This is a genomic window from Variovorax sp. AB1(2024), from assembly GCF_037482385.2.
In the GTDB taxonomy this organism is placed as follows: Bacteria; Pseudomonadota; Gammaproteobacteria; order Burkholderiales; family Burkholderiaceae_C; genus Variovorax.
In genome coordinates, this window is the sequence record NZ_JBBHKP020000001.1 from 719,133 (window position 1) to 738,512 (window position 19,380).

Genomic DNA, 19,380 nt, shown 5'->3' on the forward strand with positions numbered 1-19,380 from the left:
ACCTGCGCGGGCTACTTCAGCGGCGGCTCGGCCGCCTGTTCTTTCACCAGCACGTCCACCGCCCGCGCACGGGTGTCGATGATCGACGCCTCGTAGTGATCGACCGGCTTGCCGGACTGGCGGATCAGCTCCTGCGCTGCCTTGAAACGGTCTCGCGCGGCCGGATAGTCGAGGATCGCGACGTTGGCCTCGGCATCGGCGCGCACCGCGCGCAGCGTGTCGTTCTCCGCTCCGTAGAGGTTGGCCAGCGTGTGCCATGCCGTCGCATCGCGCGGGTTCGCGGCGACCCAATCGCGCAGCACGGGAATCATCGGTGCGGGCTGGCGCAGGGCGGTCGCGGCTTCGGCGGCGAGCATCATCTCCGGCCGCTCCTTCGACTTGGCGTCGAGCAGCGCGGCGGCCTTGGCCGGGGCGCCCGCGGCGAGTTCGATCTCGGCGCCGAGCCAGCGCGCCTGCTTGGCCGCGGCGGGGTCATCGGCCGTGCGAGCCGTCAGCCGCTCGGCCAGCGCGCGTGCCGCCTTGTAGTCCCGCAGTTCCTTCGCCGACAACGCCGCCGCGTAGAGCGTGCCGGCCTGCTGTGCCGGCGAGCTTTTCGCGAATTCGCCGGAGGACGCGGAATCGACCCACAGCCGCAGCACGTCGACACCCGGCCGCGTCAGCACGCGGGCGCGCGAAGCGATCATCGCGTGGTCCATGACGAGCGGCAGCGGCGGCGTGGCGTCCATGCGGAACTGGAAGCGGCCCTGCATGTCGGAGATGCGCTCCGTGGTCAGCGGATGGCTGCGCAGGTAGGGGTACGAGCCGTTGTCGTTCAGGCGCGAGGCGTACTGCAGCTTCTCGAACATCGCGGCGGCGCCCTGCGGCGCGAAGCCCGCCTGCGTCATCACGCCGAAGCCGACGCGGTCGGCCTCTCGCTCCATGTCGCGAGAGAAGTTCAGCTGGTTCTGCGCAAAGAGCGCCTGGCTGCCCATCATCACGGCCTGGCCGGCATCGCCGTTGCGGCTCTTGCCAGCCGCGATCATCCCGAGGATCAGGCCCGCGATCATCAGCGGCATCTGCTTGCCCTGCTTGCTCATGATGCGCGAGATGTGGCGCTGCGTGACGTGCGAGAGCTCGTGCCCCAGCACCGTCGCCAGCTCGTCGCGGCTGCCGACCGCGGCGACGAGACCCAGGTTCAGGCCCAGATAACCGCCGGGCAGCGCGAAGGCGTTGATGTTGCGGTCGCGTCCGAGCAGGATGGTCCAGGCAAAGCGCTCGTCGAGCTCGGGCGTGAGCTCGCCGCGCGCGCGGGCCGCCGCCAGCAGGCGCTGCCAGATGTCCTGCACATAGGCCGCGACCACGGGGTCGTCGATGTAGTCGGTGTCGCGATAGAGCTCGCGGGCGATCTGGTCGCCGAGGTGGCGCTCGGCGCTGGCGGTCATCTCGCCGCCGTCGCCCAGGCCGGGCAGGACCTGCATCTGCATCTGCGCCAGCGCGGGGGCCGGCAGCAGGGCCTGGGACGCTATCAAGAAAGTAGCGCAGAACGTCCGCAGGGCGGATGTCAGGCGGCGTCTTCTGAAGGGAGTGGGAGTCAAGCGCGGCATTCCTCGTCTGTGGCTCGGGCTCGTATGATGCATCTTCAAATCGAACGTTCACCATGAGCACTCTCACCCATTTTGACGCCCAGGGCCAGGCCCACATGGTCGACGTGGCCGGCAAGGCCTCCACCCACCGCGTGGCCGTGGCCACGGGCCGCATCGAGATGCAGGCGGCGACGCTGGCGCTGATCGAATCGGGAACGGCGAAGAAGGGCGACGTGCTGGGCATCGCCCGCATCGCGGGCATCCAGGCGGCGAAGAAGACGAGCGACCTGATCCCGCTGTGCCATCCGCTGGCGCTGACGCGGGTGGCGGTGGCGTTCGCCCTCGCCGACTCGGGCAACGCGCCGCAGGTGGCCTGCACGGCCACCGTCGAGACCGTGGGGCCGACCGGGGTGGAGATGGAGGCGCTGACGGCCGTGCAGGTGGCGCTACTGACGATCTACGACATGTGCAAGGCGGTGGACCGGGGGATGCGGATCACCGATGTGCACGTGCTGGAGAAGCATGGGGGGAAGTCGGGGAGTTGGGTGGCGGGGTAGCCCGGTTCAGTTCCAGCACGCGCTTGCAGCCGCCAGTGCCGCGTTGAAGCCCGTGTAGTTCTCGACGGATTTCCGGCCCGTGTGCGTGACGACATAGTCGCCGCAGCGGTCGCCTCCCATGGAACCCGTGCGCACTGCCTTCAGGGTGTAGCCGGTGCCCTTGTCGTTTGGCGTCAGCGCGATGTTGTAGTTCGCGGCGCCTTCGCCCGGCAAGGGTGAGGTGCTGAACTGGGTCTTGAACACGCCGCCGGCCGCGTTGATGTCTGTTCCGTCCGCCGTCTTGGCGTAGCTGTAGTTTTCGCTGTAGTGCCGCTCCAGCCATTGCTGGGCCTGCGCGAGCGAGGCCTTCGCCTGGGCGCGCTTGCCTCTGGCGATGTGCTCGCGGTAGTTCGGGTAGGCGATGGCGCTGAGGATCGCGATGATGACCACGGTGATCATCATCTCTATCAACGTGAAGCCCCGCGCGCGTGCTTGTCCGGCGCTCATCGGTGCTTCTCCACGGTCGTCTTCAGGCCGGGGATCTCGCGCCAGAAGATGCGCGCCTGGACGGTGTTCTTCTTCATCGTGATGTCGGTGTTCGGCCCCACGATCCGGGCGCAGGACAGGCCCGCCGCGCAGCGGGCGGTCGAGTCTTCCGGAATGGCGAAGCGCTGGTCGAGGCCGACGATGCCGATCACCTCGCCCGCGGCGCCGGCAATGCCGAAGAGATTCGGTGTCGTGGCAACGCCCGCGACCCCGTTCACCTGCACGTCGGCCCCGGCGCCGCTGTCGGCGCACATGACCTCCGCCGCCGCCTTCTTGTAGACGATGGGAATGTTGACGTCCTTGCCCATGGCCTTCGGATTGCCCAGCACCATGCCGGAAGCCAACGAACCCGGAATGTTCACGTACCAGCCCTTCTTGCGGCTCCAGTCGATCGCGCCGGTGGCACTCTGGACGATCGCCTCGGGCTTGTTCGTGTCGAGGCTCCACGTGCGCTGCTCGAGTTCGGTCACGCCCGACGGAATGGTGGCGGGGTCTGCCGCATAGCTCGGCTTGTCCCAGATGCCGAAGACGCGATGCTGCCGCGCCTTGTCGGGAAAGTCGCCGGAAAAGATCGATTGCCCCGTCCCGAAGACCACGACCTGCCCGCCGCCGGGATGGAAGCGCGTGACCGGCGCTGTCGTGATCGGGAGCACGTTCGACAAGGCGTCCACGGCGACGTACAGCGGCTTGCCGTAGGCCTCTGCCCAGCGGCTCGCGTCATCACTGGAAACATCGAACTTCCACATGTTGCCCTTGAGGTCGCCGGCATATATGGCGTCCGCGATGCCGTCATCGTTCGTGTCGAGCCAGGTCGGCTGCATCAAGCCGCCGCCGCCCGCCGTGCCGACTTCGATGCGCTTGTAGTGGGTGTTGTGCACCCATCTGCCGTCGGCGCCCGGCCCGTCGACGAAGAGGATGTAGAGCACGGTCTTGCCCGACGCGCTCGACACGCCGTTGCCGAACAGCACGGCGAACTTGCCGTTGGCCATTCGCGCGACCTGCGCGGCCTGGTTGCTTGCCGGGTGCACACCGCCGTCGGAAATGACATGGCCCAGGTCGGCGTCGTCCGCGGTGGTGAACTGCCATTTGAAGACGCTGGCGGCATTGGCCTCGGTCAGCGCTGCCGGCGACGTCACGTCCAGCGCGAAGATCGCCTTGGCGCCGCGCCCCAGGCTGGAGAAAAGGTACGTGCGCCACGCGGCCGTGGCAGCGGAGGTTTTCACATCCGCGGTGAATGGAGAGCCGTCCATGTAGGCGCGCAGATCGGTGACCGTGGGATCCGGAATTTCCTTGAGGCGCGAGGAGAGCGCCTGCGGCACATAGGACATGACAGGCGTCAGCGCGTTAGCGGTGAACGCGTGGAGCATGCCGTCCGCGGCGCCCACCCATACCAGCCTGGCGCGCGACTTCTGGGCGGTCTTGAATGTGCCGTAGCCGCCGAAGACGGCGCCGAAGAAGTTGGCCGAGGGCCGGTCCTGCAGCCAGGGGTTGGCGTTCACCACGCCGCCCATGATCGAATCCGAGTTCCGGTCACGGAAGGTGCCGCCGTACAGCTTCTCGTGGGTGCGGGTGCCGCGCAGGTAGCCGATGACGTCCTGCTGCACGCTCGTGGAAGCGCCGAGGCCGGCCAGGTACGTGGCGCCCGCGGGGACGTTCAGGCCCGCATGGGTGAACGGCACCCCGGTGGTTCCGAGGTTCGTGATGATCGCGCGCGTCGCTGCGCTGGTCAGGTTGGCATGCCCCTTCGCGGAAGGCGTGGCGCCGAAATTGCCGGCCGCGTCGAGCCGGTAGGCCAGCAGTTCGCCGTGCAGGTCGGACGCGGAGAAGTTGGCGACGTACTTGTAGTCGCCGGCGCGCAGGTCGGGCCGCGACACCGCCGGCGCGGAATTCGAAGTTCCGGTGATGTCCGCGAAGACCTGCCGCAGCGATTCCTCGAGCAGGTCCGGACGCCGTGCGAGGAAATAGTTGTCCGGAATGCCATCGCTGCAGTCGGGCTGGCCGGCGGCCCCGCAGGCGGCACCGTCGGCCCGCCTGGTGTCCCACTTGGAAACGGCGTCGGGGAATCCGGTCGGGGTCTTCTCGGAGTCCTTGAAGCCGCCGTATTTGGCAACGTACCAGAGCGGGTCCTGGATCGCTGCCTCGCTGGAGCCGAGCATCTGGTAGTCGAGCCGGGTCTCGCCCTTGACGAAGACATTGCCGAACTTCACGCACAGGCGCGGCGCCACCTTGTGGTTCCACCCCTCCGGCTTGCTTCCGTTGTCGTTCAGGTAGCACTTGGCTGCGGTCGGCCGGTCTTCGCGCTGCACGTTCGATGCGGCATAGGACGCGGTCGACTCGCTGGAGGCGTAGTTGTTGATGCCGCTGTGGAAGTGGCTTCCATCCCTGTTGCTGCCCACCACCGTGTAGCCGAAGGCGAACGGCCCGGCGTTGCCGGTGTTCGACTCCAGGGTCTGCGTGAACACGCGCAATGTGGGCGGCGTGGTGCTCGCATCGGTCTCGTACCGGATGGAGCCCAGCATGTCCTGGTCCTGGTCTTCACCGAGCGCCTGGTGCTGCCAGAGCACGAGAAAGGTCCCGGATTCGCCGTTCGCTGCGCGCCTCAGGACCTTGAAGTCCACCATGTTGCCTGGAAGTGGCGTCTTGCCGTTCCAGTCGATGCTGGCGGGGGTGATGAAGACATAGCGCTTCGGGCTGGACCCCGGAACCGGGATGCGGATGGAGGCGGACCCGCCCGACATCGTCACCGCGTACTGGCGGACCTTCAGCACGTTGGCGTTCGCGTCCTTGGGCACGGTCAGTTCGGGGCGGATGCGGTTCACGTGGGCGTAATAGGCGGCCCCGGCGCCGAGGTAGGTGCCCCGCATGTTCGGCGCCTCGGGGCACAGGCCCGACACCATGCTCAGGTCTCCGATGAGCTTGCCGGTGCAGATGCCTTTTATGCCTTCCCTCTCGGTGCTCGCGTCGACGGAGCCGGCCAAGCGCACCGTGCCCGAGATACCTTCATTCGCGGCGTCGCCGATCAGCCTCGTGTAGTAAGCCGCGTCGTGCGCTGCGCCGATCCCAAGTTTGATGTCGTTCAGCGCGCCCATGCTGTCGCCATCGAACGTGCCCACGCCGCTGGAGATGGTGACCATGTTGAGCGGTCGGCAGATGCTCTTTCCGTAGAGCGACTCACGCGACTTTCCAGAACCCGCGTACTGCGGATTTGCCTCGAGCGGATCGATCCAGGCGGGGGACGGCAGGCCCAGCGTTGCGTCTTTTTCTCCGCCACGGTAGAGCGCCTCTTTGAAAGCGTAATAACGCAGCCCCTCCAGAATGATTTCTCCGATGGGATTGCCCCATGACGGGCAAGCTCCGTTCTTGATGGTGTCGGAAGTGCAGCTCGTCGAATATCTTCCCAAGGAAGGGTCGTATCCGAAAAGCCTCAGCCGATTCAGCGAATAGATGATGCCGCGATCGTTTGCATTGGAGAAAACCTTGAACACCCCTGTTTGCGCATCGATTTCATCATTGATCTCGGACATGTTCTTGCGAAGCACGCCGCCATCGAGATTGGTGTCGAAGGAGCCGAGGAACATCGCAAATTCAGCCTTGGCTGCGCTGTGCCCGTAATTGCTGCTTTCTCCGAATTCATTCAGCAGGCCGATCGGCTTCAGATTTGAATTCGGATATTGCTTGCAACGCTCTTCCCCGATCAGATCTTTTCGGCAGACTTCCACTCGGGCCATGTATTCATTGGCCTTCGCCGGATTGCTGCCTTGGTGCGCCGATGCGCCACCAGCGCCCACATAATTCGCGGTCATGAATGCGACGGTCGAATCCTGCCAATCGTATTTTTCCTCGTTCAACCAGTTGCAGCTGCGGACTTCCGTCATGTTCCACAGAACGTAGTTGCCTTCGGCCGCACGAATCACCGGGTTCAACTTCGATATCTGCGATTCTTCAGCATTGGTCGGATTCTCGTGCCGGCGGCACAGCGTGAGCCCTGTAGCGTATGAAAACGGCGTGAGGCGAATCAGGTCGGGGCCGTTGTAGTACTTGGCGTAGGCCTGGCTGTTGCGCGGGACGAAAGCCATTTCGAGCACGGTTTTTCCAGGATTCTGCGAAGACCCGGCTTCGTCGGTGGAGCGCAATCCACCGTAAAGAATCTTGCGAAGCACGTCCATGCGGGACATGGTGGCCCAATTCAGGAAATTGCCGCTCCAGAGGCTGGATGACCTGGCACCCGCTTCGGCGCAGTAGTATCTCGGCGAACCTGCCGGGTCTCCGGCCACAGTCACCTTTTCGGCCAATTTCTCCGGAACGAAATTGCCGGCTACTCCGGTGCCGCCATAGCTGTAGCATTTCGTCGGATCGAAATATCCGTAGTATTTGAAATACGGCAGAAAATAGTAATCGATGCTGCCGTCGAAATTCAGGTCCTCGTAATCCGTATAGGCGCGGCTGAACATGCTGTAGTCCTTGGACACGTTCAACACCACCATGGGCAGATTCGGATCCGGATTCACATTGGGCGGAACCGCCTGGATCTGGGCATTGGCAGCACCCGCCACGGCCAGAAACAACATTGCCGCAAATTCGATGATTGCTTTTTTCATTTTCAGCTTCGCTTGAAATAGCTTTGCAGCACGACTTCCGTATTCGGGTCGAGCCCCCAGCCGCGCGCGGTGTTCCTGAAATAGATTTCTTCGCCGCGCTGCATGTACTCGATCAGGTATTCGGGCTGGCGAGACACGCCCTTGACGCCCGGCGTACCGGTGAAGGTGCCCAGCGGGACGCCCCCGGTGAAAGCGCAGCCGGAAGGCGGGCTCGCCTTCCAGCCGACGCCGCCGCTGTCCGCGGGCCACCACGGTTCGGGGTTGGTCTTCGACTTGGCGTTGCTGTCCGCGTAATAGGAAGCAGGCGTCTGCTCGCCGAAGCGGCACTGCCCGCGGGGGCAGTCGGTGCCGAAGTTCGGCTCGCTGTAGGCCGACTTGATGGGGCGGTCGTCCCCGCGTGGGCAGGCGGCGCCCGTCACGTCGTCCGCCAGCGAAATGTCTCGCTCCGCGTCGCGCAGCGCGGCCTCGGCGGCCTGCCTGGCAACTTCCATGTCGAGCACGTTGCGTGCGATGTGCTCGCCGAACATCACGCGCCGCACGGCAAAGGCGGCCACGCCGGACAGGATCACGATGAACACCAGCACGATGACCAATGCGAGTCCGCGCTGGGCGGCGGGGCGGTGCAAGCTGCTCAAAACGTCCTCGTGAGATTGTTGCGGACGCCGAAGACGCGGGTCTGCTGCTTGTAGATCGCGCGATCGGCGCCGGAGAAGCTGCGGGAGACGCCGTCGCAGTCCACATAGCTGCCGCTCGAGGTCTGCCGCACCGATGCATCGAGCGTCTTGGTCACGACGCACACCTGCACGGCGACCACGCGCTGCCAGGCGGTCTTGCTTTGTCCGTCGATGGTGGCTGCCGGCTGTGCGCTGACCTCCGTTGCGGTGAAGAAGCGCGCGGGCGACTCGAGCGTGTTCGCCTCGGCAACCCCGTAGCGAAACCTCAATTCGACGACGCCCGGGACGATGGGCTGGTGCGGTTTGGTGTTGGGCCCGTTCCCCGCGCAGCGAAAGCTGCGGGTGGAGATGGACCTGCCGTCCTGCGTGTGGGTGTAGCTGTCGCCCAGGCCGTAGACGTTGCTGATGAACAGCGGCAAGACCACGGTTCCGGTGCCTTTGTCGCCCGAGCCGGCGCGGTCCTTGTTGTATTCGGCCCCCTCGAAAGTGGCCAGTTCCACGTCCTGGCGCAGGCAATCCTTCCGCGTGCCGACGCCTTCTATCCCGAAGTTGTCCGCGGAAAAGTAATTGACCACGAGCGAATCAGGCGCCGAGGTGCTGGCTGCCGGGCAGGTTCCGCTGGCCACGTCGAACAGCGACGCGCTGCAGCCGAAGATGCCCTGGTCGAACGCGTTCTTCGAGCTCGACACGATGTTCGAGTAGGCGCCGGGCAAGCGCGAAGAGCCGGCCGAGGCCGCGAAGCTGGCCGGATAGAAGCCCGCGTTCTTCAGGTCGCGGCCGATGATGTCCAGCACGATGTTGGCGGCTTCCTGCTGCTCGGCGCGGGCGTCGATGGCCCTAGCCACCCGGTTCGTCGAAACAAGCAGATAGCCGGCCACGGCGGCCAGCAGCAGCCCGAGCGCGATCGCAACCAGCAGCTCGACCAATGTGAGGCCGCGCGACCTGTGGGCACGCGCCTTCATGGCAGAACGCTCGTGGTGTAGCAACGCACGCCGGCAGGCGCCGAGGCTCCCTCAGGGCAGCAGAAGCGGGCCGACGCCGTCTGCCGGTCGTCGGCCTCGTCGGTGCAGACGGCCGGTTCGACCGCATCGCCGGCCTTGTCTGTCGCGCTCTTGTCGAACCACATTACGCTGACGACGAAGCCGGACGAGATGTTGCCGGTGATGTAGCCCGCCCCGCCCGGGAAAGCCGTGCGAAGAATGTTTTTCCAGGCCGCGAGGTCGTAGGCCGCCAGTTCCGCCGGGCTGCAGACCGCTGTCAGGCAATTCTTCGACGGTACGGTCACCGCCTCGGCGGCCTGCGTCGAATAGTCGTCGGTCAGCTGATAGCCCGACCCGGAAGCGGCGACACCGCCGACCAGGCCCGAATAGCCGTTTGCCCCGGGTACGTTGATGCGGATCCTTTCGGACAGGTCGTCGATGACCGCCGAAACATTCAGCCGGGCTTCGTTGCCGGTCTGGTACCTGGTCGCCGCGGCCATCAGGCCAGCGATGCCCAGCAGCCCGAACGAGAAGATCAGTAGAGCAGCCAGCGCCTCGATCAGCGCCACACCCGACTGCCGAGCGCGATTCATCATTCGCCTTCCCGCCTAGTTTCGATTGCTGTCGTCGCAGCTGATGCCGCCGACGTTGCCGACGCGGGCGCGGCCCATCACGTCCAGGCACACCACCTTGGTGGCGGAGGCGCCCACAGGCGCGAGCCCCAGCGACTGCTGGGCGGTGAGGCTCGAGCGCCCGCGCGCGTCGAAGCGCAGCGCCGCGACCTTGCCGGTGGGCGCGGTCAGCGTGGGACCGTTGGCCTTGCCGATGTAGAACTTCAGCAGCCGCGCCGTGTCGTCGTCGGCAACGCTGTCGCACTTGGGGTTGGAGAACACGATCCACCCGCCGCTCCACTCGACCCCTCTGCCGGCGCAGGTGGGATCGGCGACGGTGATGTCCGCCGGCACGCAGACGGTGACGCACTTGTTCGTCGCGATGGCTTCGGAACGCGCGAAGCCCACCGCCATGACGAACTCATTGCCCAGCGTCGCCGCTGCCGAGTTCCGCTGCATCGCGACAAAACCCGGCACGGCCAGCGCCAGCAGTATCCCGAGCATCGCGACGACGACCACCATTTCGACGAGCGTGAACCCGCCGCAACGCAATGCTTTGCGCCTCCAAGCCATGTGTGGCACCTCTCCCTTGCATCACTGTTTCTATATGTGTCCTGGATGCTAGGTGAGTTTGAAAGTACTCAATTGCCGTTTGTCACCTGGCTGCGACCGTTCGATGGGCACTAACAATCGAGTAACAAATGTTCCGAATGGTTGCTCAGGTCCGACAGGCGGCGCGCCCTTGCAAGAGCGCCCCCGGCATCATCTCCGTTCACATTTGAAAAATCTTGTTCACAACTCGGCCCGCGCACTGGAACGATGAACTCTGCAAATTTCCGGATCCGGCAAGCCCAGAAAACCAGCGGCTTCACGCTGCTCGAAGTCCTGGTGTCCATCGTCGTGCTGTCCTTTGGGCTGCTCGGCATGGTCGGCCTGCAGGCGGCTTCGCTGCAGGCGAACCGCGATGCGCGGCTTCAGTCGACAGCCGTGGTGCTGGCGCGCGAGCTTGCCGAGATGATGCGGGGCAACAAGGACCAGGCGCTGCTTGCTACGAACAATCCGTACCTGACGGCTGAGCTGACCAGCCCCCTGGTGGCCCCGACCGCGTCCTACTGCCTGTCCGTCGGCCAGAACTGCGCGAGCACGACCGCCGTCGCGCAAGCCGAGCTCACCGATTGGCTGGCACGGCTGGATGACGCGCTGCCGGGTGCACACGTGCGCATCTGCCGCGACAGCGCGCCGTACGGGTCGGACGGCAGGGCCGTGTGGGCGTGCACCTCGACCGATACCACCGACCCGATCCTCGTCAAGATCGGCTGGAGCCGCCCCTCCACGAAGACCGGCACCACGGTCGACCAGGCGGCGCAGCCGTCCATCGTCCTGCCGGTCACGCCTGGGAGCACTCTGTGATCGTCCGTTCACGCAGCCGCGACAGTGTTCGCGGCTTGACCCTGATCGAACTGCTCGTTGCCATGGCCGTCGGCCTGATCGTGGTGGCCGCGGCGGTATCGGCCCTGACGGTCGCGCGCCGTGGCTTCACCACGGTCGACGCAGCCTCGCAACTGCGCGACAACGGCCGGTTTGCCGCAGACATGATCCAGCGCATCGGTGTGCAGACCGGCTACCGGGACGTGTTCTTCGCGGCCACCCCCCGCCAGGCGACAGCGACCGATCCGGCGCCGAGCATCATGGGGTTCGACAACGCCAAGGTGAACCTGACCAACCCGCTGACGACGTCCACCACGCGGCCCGGCACCGAAGCGGGCACCGGCAGCGATGTGCTGATACTGCGCTACCAATCCGCGCAGGCCCACACCATGGTCGCCGGCTCCACGGACGCGGACAAGACGATGATCGACTGTGCCGGCAACGCGCAGGCCACCGTCGCGGACATCAACACCGCCGCTGCGCGAGACACGCTTCTGGCAAGCATCTTCTCCGTGGGCCTGAGCCAGGGTGAACCTTCGCTCCTGTGCACCTACTACGACACCGCGACCAGCTCATGGCTGTCCAGCCCCATCGTGCAAGGTGTCGAGAATTTCCAGGTGCTGTATGGCGTCGATGGCGTCACGGCCGGAGCGGCGCCGGCGGCGAGCCTCCTCGCGCCCAACGTTCCGAACGCCTATCTGCGCGCGGACCAGATCACGGTGACCGGCAACAGTGCCGCCACCAACGCCAACTGGCGCAGGGTGCGCAGCGTGCGCATCGGCATGGTGCTGCGCAGCGCCAAGGGCGCCGCCCAGGATTCGCAGTCGCAGACCTTCTACCCGTTCGGCCCGACCAAGAGCAGCGCGAACGGCGCGCTCGGAAGCGCCTTCGCCTCCAGTAACGACGTCAACACGGTCTTCCAGCCCACGCCGGACGGTCGACTTCGCCAGACGCTGACCTTCACGATCCACCTGCGCAACGACCAGGGGCTCTGACATGAAAAACACACGCTCTTCTTACCGTTCCGCAGGCCAGCGCGGCGTGTCCTTGATCATCGTGCTGCTGCTGCTGGTGATCGTTTCCATACTGGGCGTGGGCGCAGCGCAGATCGCGACCATGGGCGAACGCAGTTCACGGAATGACAGGGACATGCAGGTGGCCTGGCAGTCGGCCGAAGCTGCGCTGATGGATGCCGAGTTCGACATCCACGGCCCTGTGGACTCCAGCCGGCGGACGGTGTTCACCCGCATGGCCAACACCAATGCCTTCGTCAGCGGGTGCGGCAGCTCCGGCAACAGCAAGGGCCTGTGCGCACTTGAAACGACGGCCAAGCCCGCATGGCTGACCGTGGACTTCACAGCGACGACCGGGGCCAAGACGGCCGCCTATGGCGACTTCACGGGTCGAAGCTTCCAGTCAGGCTCGACCGGCAGCCAGCCGACCGGCATCCAGCCCTCCAAGCCGCCGCGCTACGTGATCGAGCCGATCGAGGATCCCGCCAACCGCGATATCTCGGGCTCGACGACCAGCTACATCTACCGCGTGACAGCCATGGGCTTCGGCCCCCGGGACGACATCCAGGGCGTCGTCCAGATCATCTATCGCGACTGACGCGAACCGCCTTCCATGAAAACGTCCAACACCAAAGCCCGTCCATGGTTCGCGCAGCCGCGCACGCTCGCGTGGCTTGCCTTCCCGCTGGTGGCCGCAACGATTGCGCTGTCTTTCGCAGCCATCTCCAGCACAGCCCCCAACATCAAGCCCGTTGCGCTGGCCAGCGACCCGCTCTATGCCACCACGTCCGGCGACAAGCCGACTCTGGCATTGGCGCTGTCGGTGGAATACCCGACGGTCGGCGCCCAGTACACCCCCAGCGGCGACACGGACAGCACCTACAGCAATCTCAACGAATACATCGGCTACTACGACGCCAATGCCTGCTATTCGTACAACGACACGCCGACCGAATCGCCTGCCTCAGGTCTCACGGCCTCCGACTACAAGCGCTTCGACCGCATCCTGTCCAGCGCGCGAACGGACCGCATGTGCGATGACGGCTTCAGCGGCAACTTCCTGAACTGGGCCAGCAGTTCGGCCATCGACATGCTGCGGCTTGCGCTGTCGGGCGGCGACCGCTACATCGATACGACCGACCTGACCATCCTGCAGCGCGCCGTGATCCCGAACGGCGACCCGATCTGCATGTGGAATTCGACCAACTTTCCAGCCAAGCAACTGCAGCGCAACGGCGGCAGCACCGGCGCATATTGGGGCGCGGTGCCCAGGAAGATGATCAACGCGGCCGGCACCAGTGACATCTGGGTGGCGAACACGCTGAACAAAATCTACTTCGGCACGGCCAAGGGTGGCAGTTGCGGCTCTCCCAGCAGCTACAGCCTCAGCGTGAAGCCATCCACGTCCGCGGTGGGCCCGGTGACGAATTTCTCGGGTGCGAAGCCCTCCGACGTGGCGAGCAGCAGTTGCGCGGCCGAGAACGGCAGCTGCACCTTCACCGGGACGCGAGAGGTCTGGTACGGCGCCGGCACCAAGTGGGCCGTGGCACCTGCGTCCAACGGCGTGACCTGCTCCAACGGCGTGTTCGGCGACCCGATCAGCGGCACCGTGAAAGCGTGCTATCTGCGCACCTACAACGGAACCTGGACGCCGCCCAGTTCCGCGAACGGCCTCAACAGCGACGGCTTCTTCTATTCCCGCGTCAAGGTTTGCGACAAGGATGCCTCCGGCAACCTGGCCGACGCACGGGACTACACCTTCTGCACCAAATACCCGAGCGGCAACTACAAGCCGACGGGCACCGTGCAGAAGTACAGCGACCAACTGCGCCTGTCCGCCTTCGGCTACCTGATGGACCAGACGAACAGCGGAGCCAGCCCGCCAGGCCGCTACGGCGGCGTGCTGCGCGCGCCCATGAAGTACGTCGGCGCCAAGACTTTCGACATCAACGGCATAGAGAACACACCGACCGGCGGCAATGCAGCGGCCGAATGGAACGCCACCACGGGCGTGTTCGCAACCAATCCGGACAGCAGCTCACTCTCGGGCACCAACGCCACCTTCGGCGTGAGCGGCGTCATCAACTACCTCAACAAGTTCGGCCGCACGGGTCCGGTGGCGGGCCGCTACAAGCAGTTCGACCCCGTCAGCGAGCTTTACTACGAATCCCTGCGCTATCTGCAAGGCCTGCAGCCCAGCGACATCGCGATCAGCAACATGACGACGAGCATGTACGACGGCTATCCGGTGTTCACCAACTGGAACGACCCCTACGGAGACAGCCGGTCCAGCTCGAGCAACTATTCGTGCCTGAAGAGCAACATCGTCGTGATCGGCGACATCAACACCCACGACGGCAACCGCTACCCCAGCACCAACGTGGCAGGGAACATTCCGGACCTCACGGCCTGGACGACCGTGGCCCAGAACTTCGAAAAGGCCAGAGACACCACCTACATCGACGGCCAGGGCGTCCAGCAGCACACGACCGGAAATGCCAATGCCAACGGCAACCCGCGCGGCGAGGCGATCATCGGCTACTCATACTGGGCCCATACGCACGACATCCGCGGCACCGGTTGGACAGACCAACCGGCCATGCAGCGCCCCGGCCTGCGCGTGAAGAGCTTCTTCTTCGACGTGAACGAATACGGCGACCAGAACAACGCAACCACCCGCCGCACCAGAAACCAGTTCTTCACCTCGGCAAAGTACGGCGGGTTCGAGTCGGACCCGTCCAATACCGGCAGCAAGCCCTACAACACCTTCGGCAACCCCTTCAAGCGCCAGGACGGCACGGTCGATGACAACGTCTGGCAGGACAGCGCGCGCCCCGGCGAGGCCAGCACCTACTACCTGCAGAGCAGCGCGCGCAGCGTGCTGAGCGCGTTCGACAGCATCTTCAGCCGGGCTTCCACCTCCGCGCGCAGCATTGCCGGCAGTGCGGTGCAGTCGAAGTCGCTGCAAACGAGCAACTCGGTCTACCAGGGCGCCTTCGACACCAGCGACTGGAGCGGCGACCTGCTCGCGCAGTCGATCAGCGTCAGCAACGGTACCGCCAGCATCACGCCCACGCCCACCTGGTCGGCCACCAACCGGCTGTCGTTGCTGTCCGCGCCCGCAACCTCGCGCAACATCGTCATCGGGCGTCCGGGCAATGCCGTACCCAAGGCCAGCGCATTCCTGTGGGATTCCCTGACCAGCGCGCAGCAAGCCGACCTGAACAAGATCACCCCTTCCTCCACCGCCGACTCGCTGGGCTCCGATCGCGTGACCTATTTGCGTGGCAGCAATGCCCGCGAAGGCTCGCCGTTCCGCCGCCGCAACAACAAGCTGCTGGGCGACATCATCAATTCGGGCGTCGTGTATTCCGGCGCGCCGTCCAACAACATCAACTCCACCAGCTATGCCGCCTTCAGGACGGCCAACCTCAACCGTACGGCCGCCGTGTTCGTGGGCGCCAACGACGGCATGCTGCACGCCTTCAACGCCGGCACCGGCGACGAGTTGTTCGGCTACATCCCCAGCTGGATGACACCCAAGCTTGCCGCGTTGACCGATGCGAGCTATGTGTCCAACCACCAGAGCTATGTCGACGGTCCGCCCGTGGTGGCGGAAGCGCAGTTGGGCTCCGCCGGTACAGCGGCCGACTGGAAGACAGTGCTCGTGTCGGGCACCGGTGCAGGCGGACGCGGCGTGTTCGCGCTCGATGTGACCGACCCCACGTCGTTCTCCGCGTCGAACGTGCTGTGGGAGTTCACGCAGGACGACGACGTCGACATGGGCTTCGTCGTCGGCCAGCCGCAGATTTTGAAGATGCGCACCAGCGCGCCGACAGCCACGACCCCCACCTACAAGTGGTTTGCGGTGGTGGCCAGCGGCGTCAACAACTACACCAAGGTGAACGCGGCCAACAACTACAGCACCGGCAACCCCGCCCTGTTCCTGCTCGACCTTTCGAAGGCGCCCGAGACGGCCTGGACGCTTGGCACCAACTACTACAAGGTGGAATTTCCATTCGATGCGACGCTCGCGGTCACCAAGGCCACCGGGATGCTCAATTTCAAGGCGGCCATTGCCACCGGCGGCAACCGCGAAGTGGCCCAGATCTTCGCGGGTGACCTGCACGGCAACATGTGGAAGCTCGACTTCCGCAACCACGGCACCTCCGAGTGGAACATGGCGAACCTGTCGGCCTTCAAGAACGCCAGCAGCAACGCCCCCTACCCGCTCTACGTCGCCAAGGACAGCGCGGGCAACGTGCAGCCCATCAGCATGGCCCCCACGCTGGTGGCCGCGACGAACAACATCAACGCGATCCAGGTGGCCTTCGGCACCGGCAAATACCTGGAAGTGGACGACCGCTCGTCAACCGCGCAGAACTCGTTCTACGTGGTGTACGACGACGGCACGAGCGTTGCCGATGCGACGCCGAACGGATCCGGCGCCATCAGCGGGCGTGCAAGATTGAGAGCCGCCTCGATCGACTCCACCGGCGCGCTCACCGTGCCCAGCTTCACCTGGGGCCGCGCCACCAGCGACCTCACCAACTCATCGACCGTGAGCTCGGGCTGGTACATGGACTACGCCAGCACCGAGCGCCAGGTGAGCGGGGCGCTGTTGAACGGCAGCACACTGATATTCGGCAGCCTGATCCCGGGCACGGCAGGCAACTCGACCAACTGCGGCGTCAGCGGGGGCGGCGGTAATTCGTACATCGTCGACGTGGACACCGGCATGGGGACACGACGGGTATCGACGGTCGGCATCATGGGGCAGCCCTTGGTGATCGAGGTGGCGTCCACGGTCGAATCAATCAGCGACAGCACCGGCCGGCGCAAGAAGAGGATCACCAGCCAAGTGATTGCACAGGGTTCCGGCGGCGTCGGCAATGCCGCTGGCGGCACGGGCAACACCGGACAGAGCAGCGTCGTCATCACCGCGGGCCGGTTGAGCTGGCGGCAGATCAACAACTACCTGGACCTGAAGCGCGGATCTTGAACATGAACCACATAAAGAAACGTGCCTCCATGGGCGGCTTCACGCTCATCGAATTGATGATCGTCGTGGCTGTGATCGGGATCCTCGCGGCTATTGCGTATCCGGCGTATACAGATTCGGTGCTGAAAGGCCGGCGTGCACAGGCGCGCACGGCGTTGCTCGAACTCATGCAGCAGCAGGAGCGGTACATGACGCAGCGCAATGCTTACCTCGATTTCACGACCAGCAATACGGGCGCGGTCACCCAGGCAACCACGACCTTGCCGACGCCGCTTCCCTTCAAGAATTTCTCGGGCGATAGCTCATCCAACCCGGCCTATTGGCTCTCTGCAGCCAAATGCGGTAGCCAGGCACTCACCGAGTGTGTGCTTCTGACCGCAACGCCCACGGGAACGGATTCCGTCGTCGGCCCGCTGACCCTCAGCAGCACGGGCGCAAAGACCTGCAACATCGCCTCGACGGATGCCAAGTTCAGGCTGTGCTGGCCATGAAACGATCTAGCCAGCGCCAGAACATCGGCTTCACGCTGATCGAACTGATGGTGACGATTGCCGTCGCAGCAGTCTTGCTGGTGATTGCTGCGCCAAATTTTGTTGCTTTCCAGCGCAATTCGGAGCTGACGTCGGCGGCCAATTCTTTCGTGGCCGCACTCAGCGCCGCGAGGGGTGAGGCGATGAAGCGAGGTCGACAGGCCGTGGTTGTGCCTCGCGAGAATAACAACTGGGCAACTGGCTGGACCGTGTTTGTCGACACAGACAACAACCAGCAATTCAACGGATCGGACATCCTCATCGTGCAGCAGGGCGCGCTGCAGAGCTACTTTTCGGCGACGGGTCAGGGGACGGCTCAGGGCAGCCCTGCGTACGTCATGTTCAATCCCTCGGGTTATACACAGACCAGCGATTCGACCTTCCAGTCAGCCACGCTGAAGATCGAACGCAACGACATTTCGGGTGCGGAAAAGACAAACCAGACGCGGATCGTGGTGATCGCAAAGACCGGGCGCGTCCGCGCCTGCCAGCCTGCTACGGACGCAACCTGTACGACTTCGGCGACAGAGTAGCCGCGTCCGCGCTACCGAATCGCGCCCGCGAACCGAGGAAGCACGAAGCAGCTTCAAGTCCACGGCAATCGGAATCGGAGTACAGGTCTTTCGGTGTAACTGCGTAGCTATACTGCGCCAGTCATGCCGGAAGACGGCGTGATCGGGATTGGTCTCCCGTGCAATCACTGCGATACAAGCCCCAGTTTCCCCCGCAGGTCTGCGGCTTCGTTGTTCGTGCCTCCAGTTTTGGCGGCTCGGCGGGCGGGCGCAAGCCCGGCCGGTTTCACGCAAGTGGTTGCCCGGTAGACCAACCCGTCGAGCTGCCGCCCCGATTGGTCTCGTGACGGCAGTTTTTGAAAGCTGCAATCACTTGGAGGCCTTTCATGGCTACATCCGCATGCGCGTCTGCGCACGCTCCTCCGCTCCCCCCTGAGTCTTCTGAATCCTTCAGCGCGGAATCGCTTGCTCTACAGGCATGCGATGACATCGACAGCCTGCAAATTGTGCGGCGCGCCTACACGTGTCTCGAAAAACTCATCGCTCCGCACCACGTGAACGACACGGAAGAGGTGTTTCCGACGCGTTCTGAATTCAGCGCCTTGGTCTGGCTGGTCAACGATGAGTTGGGGCGCCGAATCGAGGCAGCCGAAATCACGGTTCGATCGCTGCGTATTGCGCTGAGTGACAGAGTATCAATTGGAGTCTGACCTCGTTTTTTCAAAGCTCCAAGCCTGCGGTTCTCAAATCGTCTCGGCGCTGGCCGTAAATCCTCGATTTATTTAGCTTTGCTCACCAGATAAATCCGTCCAACGTAAAAAAAAGCCGCCCGAGGGCGGCTTTTTTACATCGGCAGCGCCATTTAGGGGCGGCACGAAGCGGGCAAGAACTTGACGGGCATCGGCGTCGTTGCGCCCGGACGGCACAGCCACTCGATCGAACCGCCCGTCGGGACTGTAGAACTGCCACCTGCACCAGCGACCGTGGTGGTCGGCGCGGTAGTCAGTGCGGTTCCAACAAGAGCGGTGCCACCCGAGGTTGGCGTGAGCGAAACGGTGCCGCCGCCAGCAGCTGCGGTATAGGTAATGGTGATCACACCGGTCAGATCTGCCACAGCAACGCTCGCGACGTTAGGCGTTGCGGCAGGGAGAACGTAGCCATTTGCAAACCCGGCGCCTTGAGCGGCATTCTCGGAAATTGCCGTTTTTGCACCACTGGCGAGCGCCAGACCTTCAGTTACTCGTGAACGAACCACGTAGTCCTGATAAGCCGGCAGCGCCACAGCAGCCAAGATACCAATGATCGCCACAACGATCATCAATTCGATAAGGGTAAAGCCGGCCTGTGCGCGGCGGGCGAGAGTACGACGATTCATTGAACTAACTCCA

The 19,380-nt window shown here is 64.5% G+C and carries 16 protein-coding genes; 8 read left to right on the plus strand and 8 right to left on the minus strand.

Annotated elements, in window-relative coordinates:
- Positions 1–11: 11 nt before the first annotated feature.
- A complete protein-coding gene (locus tag WIX39_RS03520; RefSeq protein ID WP_409194515.1) occupies positions 12–1,583 on the minus strand; it encodes a M48 family metalloprotease in 1,572 nt (523 codons plus the stop codon).
- Between the two features lie 53 nt (positions 1,584–1,636).
- Between WIX39_RS03520 and moaC the strand changes: the two genes are divergently transcribed.
- Complete coding sequence (gene moaC / locus WIX39_RS03525; protein WP_081268733.1) at positions 1,637–2,119, plus strand: cyclic pyranopterin monophosphate synthase MoaC; 483 nt, start codon at positions 1,637–1,639, stop codon at positions 2,117–2,119.
- A gap of 6 nt (positions 2,120–2,125) precedes the next feature.
- Here the strand turns inward: moaC and WIX39_RS03530 are convergent, their stop codons facing one another.
- From WIX39_RS03530 to WIX39_RS03555, 6 genes are read right to left on the minus strand one after another with little or no spacing between them, the layout of a single operon-like run.
- A complete protein-coding gene (locus WIX39_RS03530; protein ID WP_409194516.1) occupies positions 2,126–2,605 on the minus strand; it encodes a type IV pilin protein in 480 nt (159 codons plus the stop codon).
- Positions 2,602–7,242 (minus strand): pilus assembly protein, encoded by a 4,641-nt coding sequence (locus WIX39_RS03535; RefSeq protein WP_409194517.1) that lies wholly within the window; start codon positions 7,240–7,242, stop codon positions 2,602–2,604. Before WIX39_RS03535 ends, WIX39_RS03530 begins: the two co-directional genes overlap by 4 nt.
- A gap of 2 nt (positions 7,243–7,244) precedes the next feature.
- Entirely contained in the window at positions 7,245–7,877 is a 633-nt protein-coding gene (locus WIX39_RS03540) for a pilus assembly PilX family protein (RefSeq protein ID WP_409194518.1), read from the minus strand.
- Positions 7,874–8,878, minus strand: a complete 1,005-nt coding sequence (locus tag WIX39_RS03545) for a PilW family protein (RefSeq protein WP_409194519.1) — start codon at positions 8,876–8,878, stop codon at positions 7,874–7,876. Before WIX39_RS03545 ends, WIX39_RS03540 begins: the two co-directional genes overlap by 4 nt.
- Positions 8,875–9,492, minus strand: coding sequence for a type IV pilus modification protein PilV (gene pilV, locus WIX39_RS03550; RefSeq protein ID WP_409194520.1), 618 nt, complete (start codon positions 9,490–9,492; stop codon positions 8,875–8,877). The genes WIX39_RS03545 and pilV (WIX39_RS03550) overlap by 4 nt, the downstream gene beginning before the upstream one ends.
- A gap of 12 nt (positions 9,493–9,504) precedes the next feature.
- On the minus strand, positions 9,505–10,080 hold the full coding sequence (locus WIX39_RS03555) for a GspH/FimT family pseudopilin (protein ID WP_409194521.1): 576 nt from the start codon (positions 10,078–10,080) through the stop codon (positions 9,505–9,507).
- Between the two features lie 246 nt (positions 10,081–10,326).
- Here WIX39_RS03555 and pilV (WIX39_RS03560) point away from each other — a divergent pair, with 246 nt between their 5' ends.
- The 7 genes from pilV (WIX39_RS03560) to WIX39_RS03590 all read left to right on the plus strand — a co-directional run bounded on the left by pilV (WIX39_RS03560) (position 10,327) and on the right by WIX39_RS03590 (position 18,702).
- Positions 10,327–10,917 carry a type IV pilus modification protein PilV gene (pilV, locus tag WIX39_RS03560; protein WP_081268729.1) on the plus strand — a complete coding sequence of 197 codons (591 nt, stop codon included), beginning with the start codon at positions 10,327–10,329 and terminating at the stop codon, positions 10,915–10,917.
- Positions 10,914–11,930, plus strand: coding sequence for a PilW family protein (locus WIX39_RS03565; protein WP_409194522.1), 1,017 nt, complete (start codon positions 10,914–10,916; stop codon positions 11,928–11,930). Before pilV (WIX39_RS03560) ends, WIX39_RS03565 begins: the two co-directional genes overlap by 4 nt.
- 1 nt (position 11,931) lies before the next feature.
- The gene (locus WIX39_RS03570; RefSeq protein WP_409194523.1) at positions 11,932–12,546 is read left to right on the plus strand and encodes a pilus assembly PilX family protein; all 615 of its coding nucleotides are present in this window, start codon (positions 11,932–11,934) and stop codon (positions 12,544–12,546) included.
- Positions 12,547–12,561: 15 nt separating this feature from the next.
- Positions 12,562–16,950 carry a pilus assembly protein gene (locus WIX39_RS03575; protein ID WP_409194524.1) on the plus strand — a complete coding sequence of 1,463 codons (4,389 nt, stop codon included), beginning with the start codon at positions 12,562–12,564 and terminating at the stop codon, positions 16,948–16,950.
- Between the two features lie 29 nt (positions 16,951–16,979).
- Positions 16,980–17,441, plus strand: coding sequence for a type IV pilin protein (locus tag WIX39_RS03580; protein WP_409196316.1), 462 nt, complete (start codon positions 16,980–16,982; stop codon positions 17,439–17,441).
- The gene (locus tag WIX39_RS03585) at positions 17,438–18,013 is read left to right on the plus strand and encodes a GspH/FimT family pseudopilin (RefSeq protein ID WP_409194525.1); all 576 of its coding nucleotides are present in this window, start codon (positions 17,438–17,440) and stop codon (positions 18,011–18,013) included. Before WIX39_RS03580 ends, WIX39_RS03585 begins: the two co-directional genes overlap by 4 nt.
- Before the next feature lie 365 nt (positions 18,014–18,378).
- On the plus strand, positions 18,379–18,702 hold the full coding sequence (locus tag WIX39_RS03590; protein ID WP_409194526.1) for a hypothetical protein: 324 nt from the start codon (positions 18,379–18,381) through the stop codon (positions 18,700–18,702).
- Between the two features lie 152 nt (positions 18,703–18,854).
- On the opposite strand, the gene WIX39_RS03595 is transcribed toward WIX39_RS03590, so the two are convergent.
- On the minus strand, positions 18,855–19,367 hold the full coding sequence (locus WIX39_RS03595; protein ID WP_409194527.1) for a pilin: 513 nt from the start codon (positions 19,365–19,367) through the stop codon (positions 18,855–18,857).
- Between the last annotated feature and the right edge of the window lie 13 nt (positions 19,368–19,380).

Coding starts and splice junctions, on each gene's coding strand:
- WIX39_RS03575 (WP_409194524.1), top strand. CDS start 12,562: ATGAAAACGTCCAACACCAAAGCCCGTCCATGGTTCGCGCAGCCGCGC.
- WIX39_RS03595 (WP_409194527.1), bottom strand. CDS start 19,367: ATGAATCGTCGTACTCTCGCCCGCCGCGCACAGGCCGGCTTTACCCTT.
- pilV (WP_081268729.1), top strand. CDS start 10,327: ATGAACTCTGCAAATTTCCGGATCCGGCAAGCCCAGAAAACCAGCGGC.
- WIX39_RS03555 (WP_409194521.1), bottom strand. CDS start 10,080: ATGGCTTGGAGGCGCAAAGCATTGCGTTGCGGCGGGTTCACGCTCGTC.
- WIX39_RS03590 (WP_409194526.1), top strand. CDS start 18,379: ATGGCTACATCCGCATGCGCGTCTGCGCACGCTCCTCCGCTCCCCCCT.
- moaC (WP_081268733.1), top strand. CDS start 1,637: ATGAGCACTCTCACCCATTTTGACGCCCAGGGCCAGGCCCACATGGTC.
- WIX39_RS03520 (WP_409194515.1), bottom strand. CDS start 1,583: ATGCCGCGCTTGACTCCCACTCCCTTCAGAAGACGCCGCCTGACATCC.
- WIX39_RS03545 (WP_409194519.1), bottom strand. CDS start 8,878: ATGAAGGCGCGTGCCCACAGGTCGCGCGGCCTCACATTGGTCGAGCTG.
- WIX39_RS03535 (WP_409194517.1), bottom strand. CDS start 7,242: ATGAAAAAAGCAATCATCGAATTTGCGGCAATGTTGTTTCTGGCCGTG.
- WIX39_RS03585 (WP_409194525.1), top strand. CDS start 17,438: ATGAAACGATCTAGCCAGCGCCAGAACATCGGCTTCACGCTGATCGAA.
- WIX39_RS03580 (WP_409196316.1), top strand. CDS start 16,980: ATGGGCGGCTTCACGCTCATCGAATTGATGATCGTCGTGGCTGTGATC.
- WIX39_RS03570 (WP_409194523.1), top strand. CDS start 11,932: ATGAAAAACACACGCTCTTCTTACCGTTCCGCAGGCCAGCGCGGCGTG.
- pilV (WP_409194520.1), bottom strand. CDS start 9,492: ATGATGAATCGCGCTCGGCAGTCGGGTGTGGCGCTGATCGAGGCGCTG.
- WIX39_RS03530 (WP_409194516.1), bottom strand. CDS start 2,605: ATGAGCGCCGGACAAGCACGCGCGCGGGGCTTCACGTTGATAGAGATG.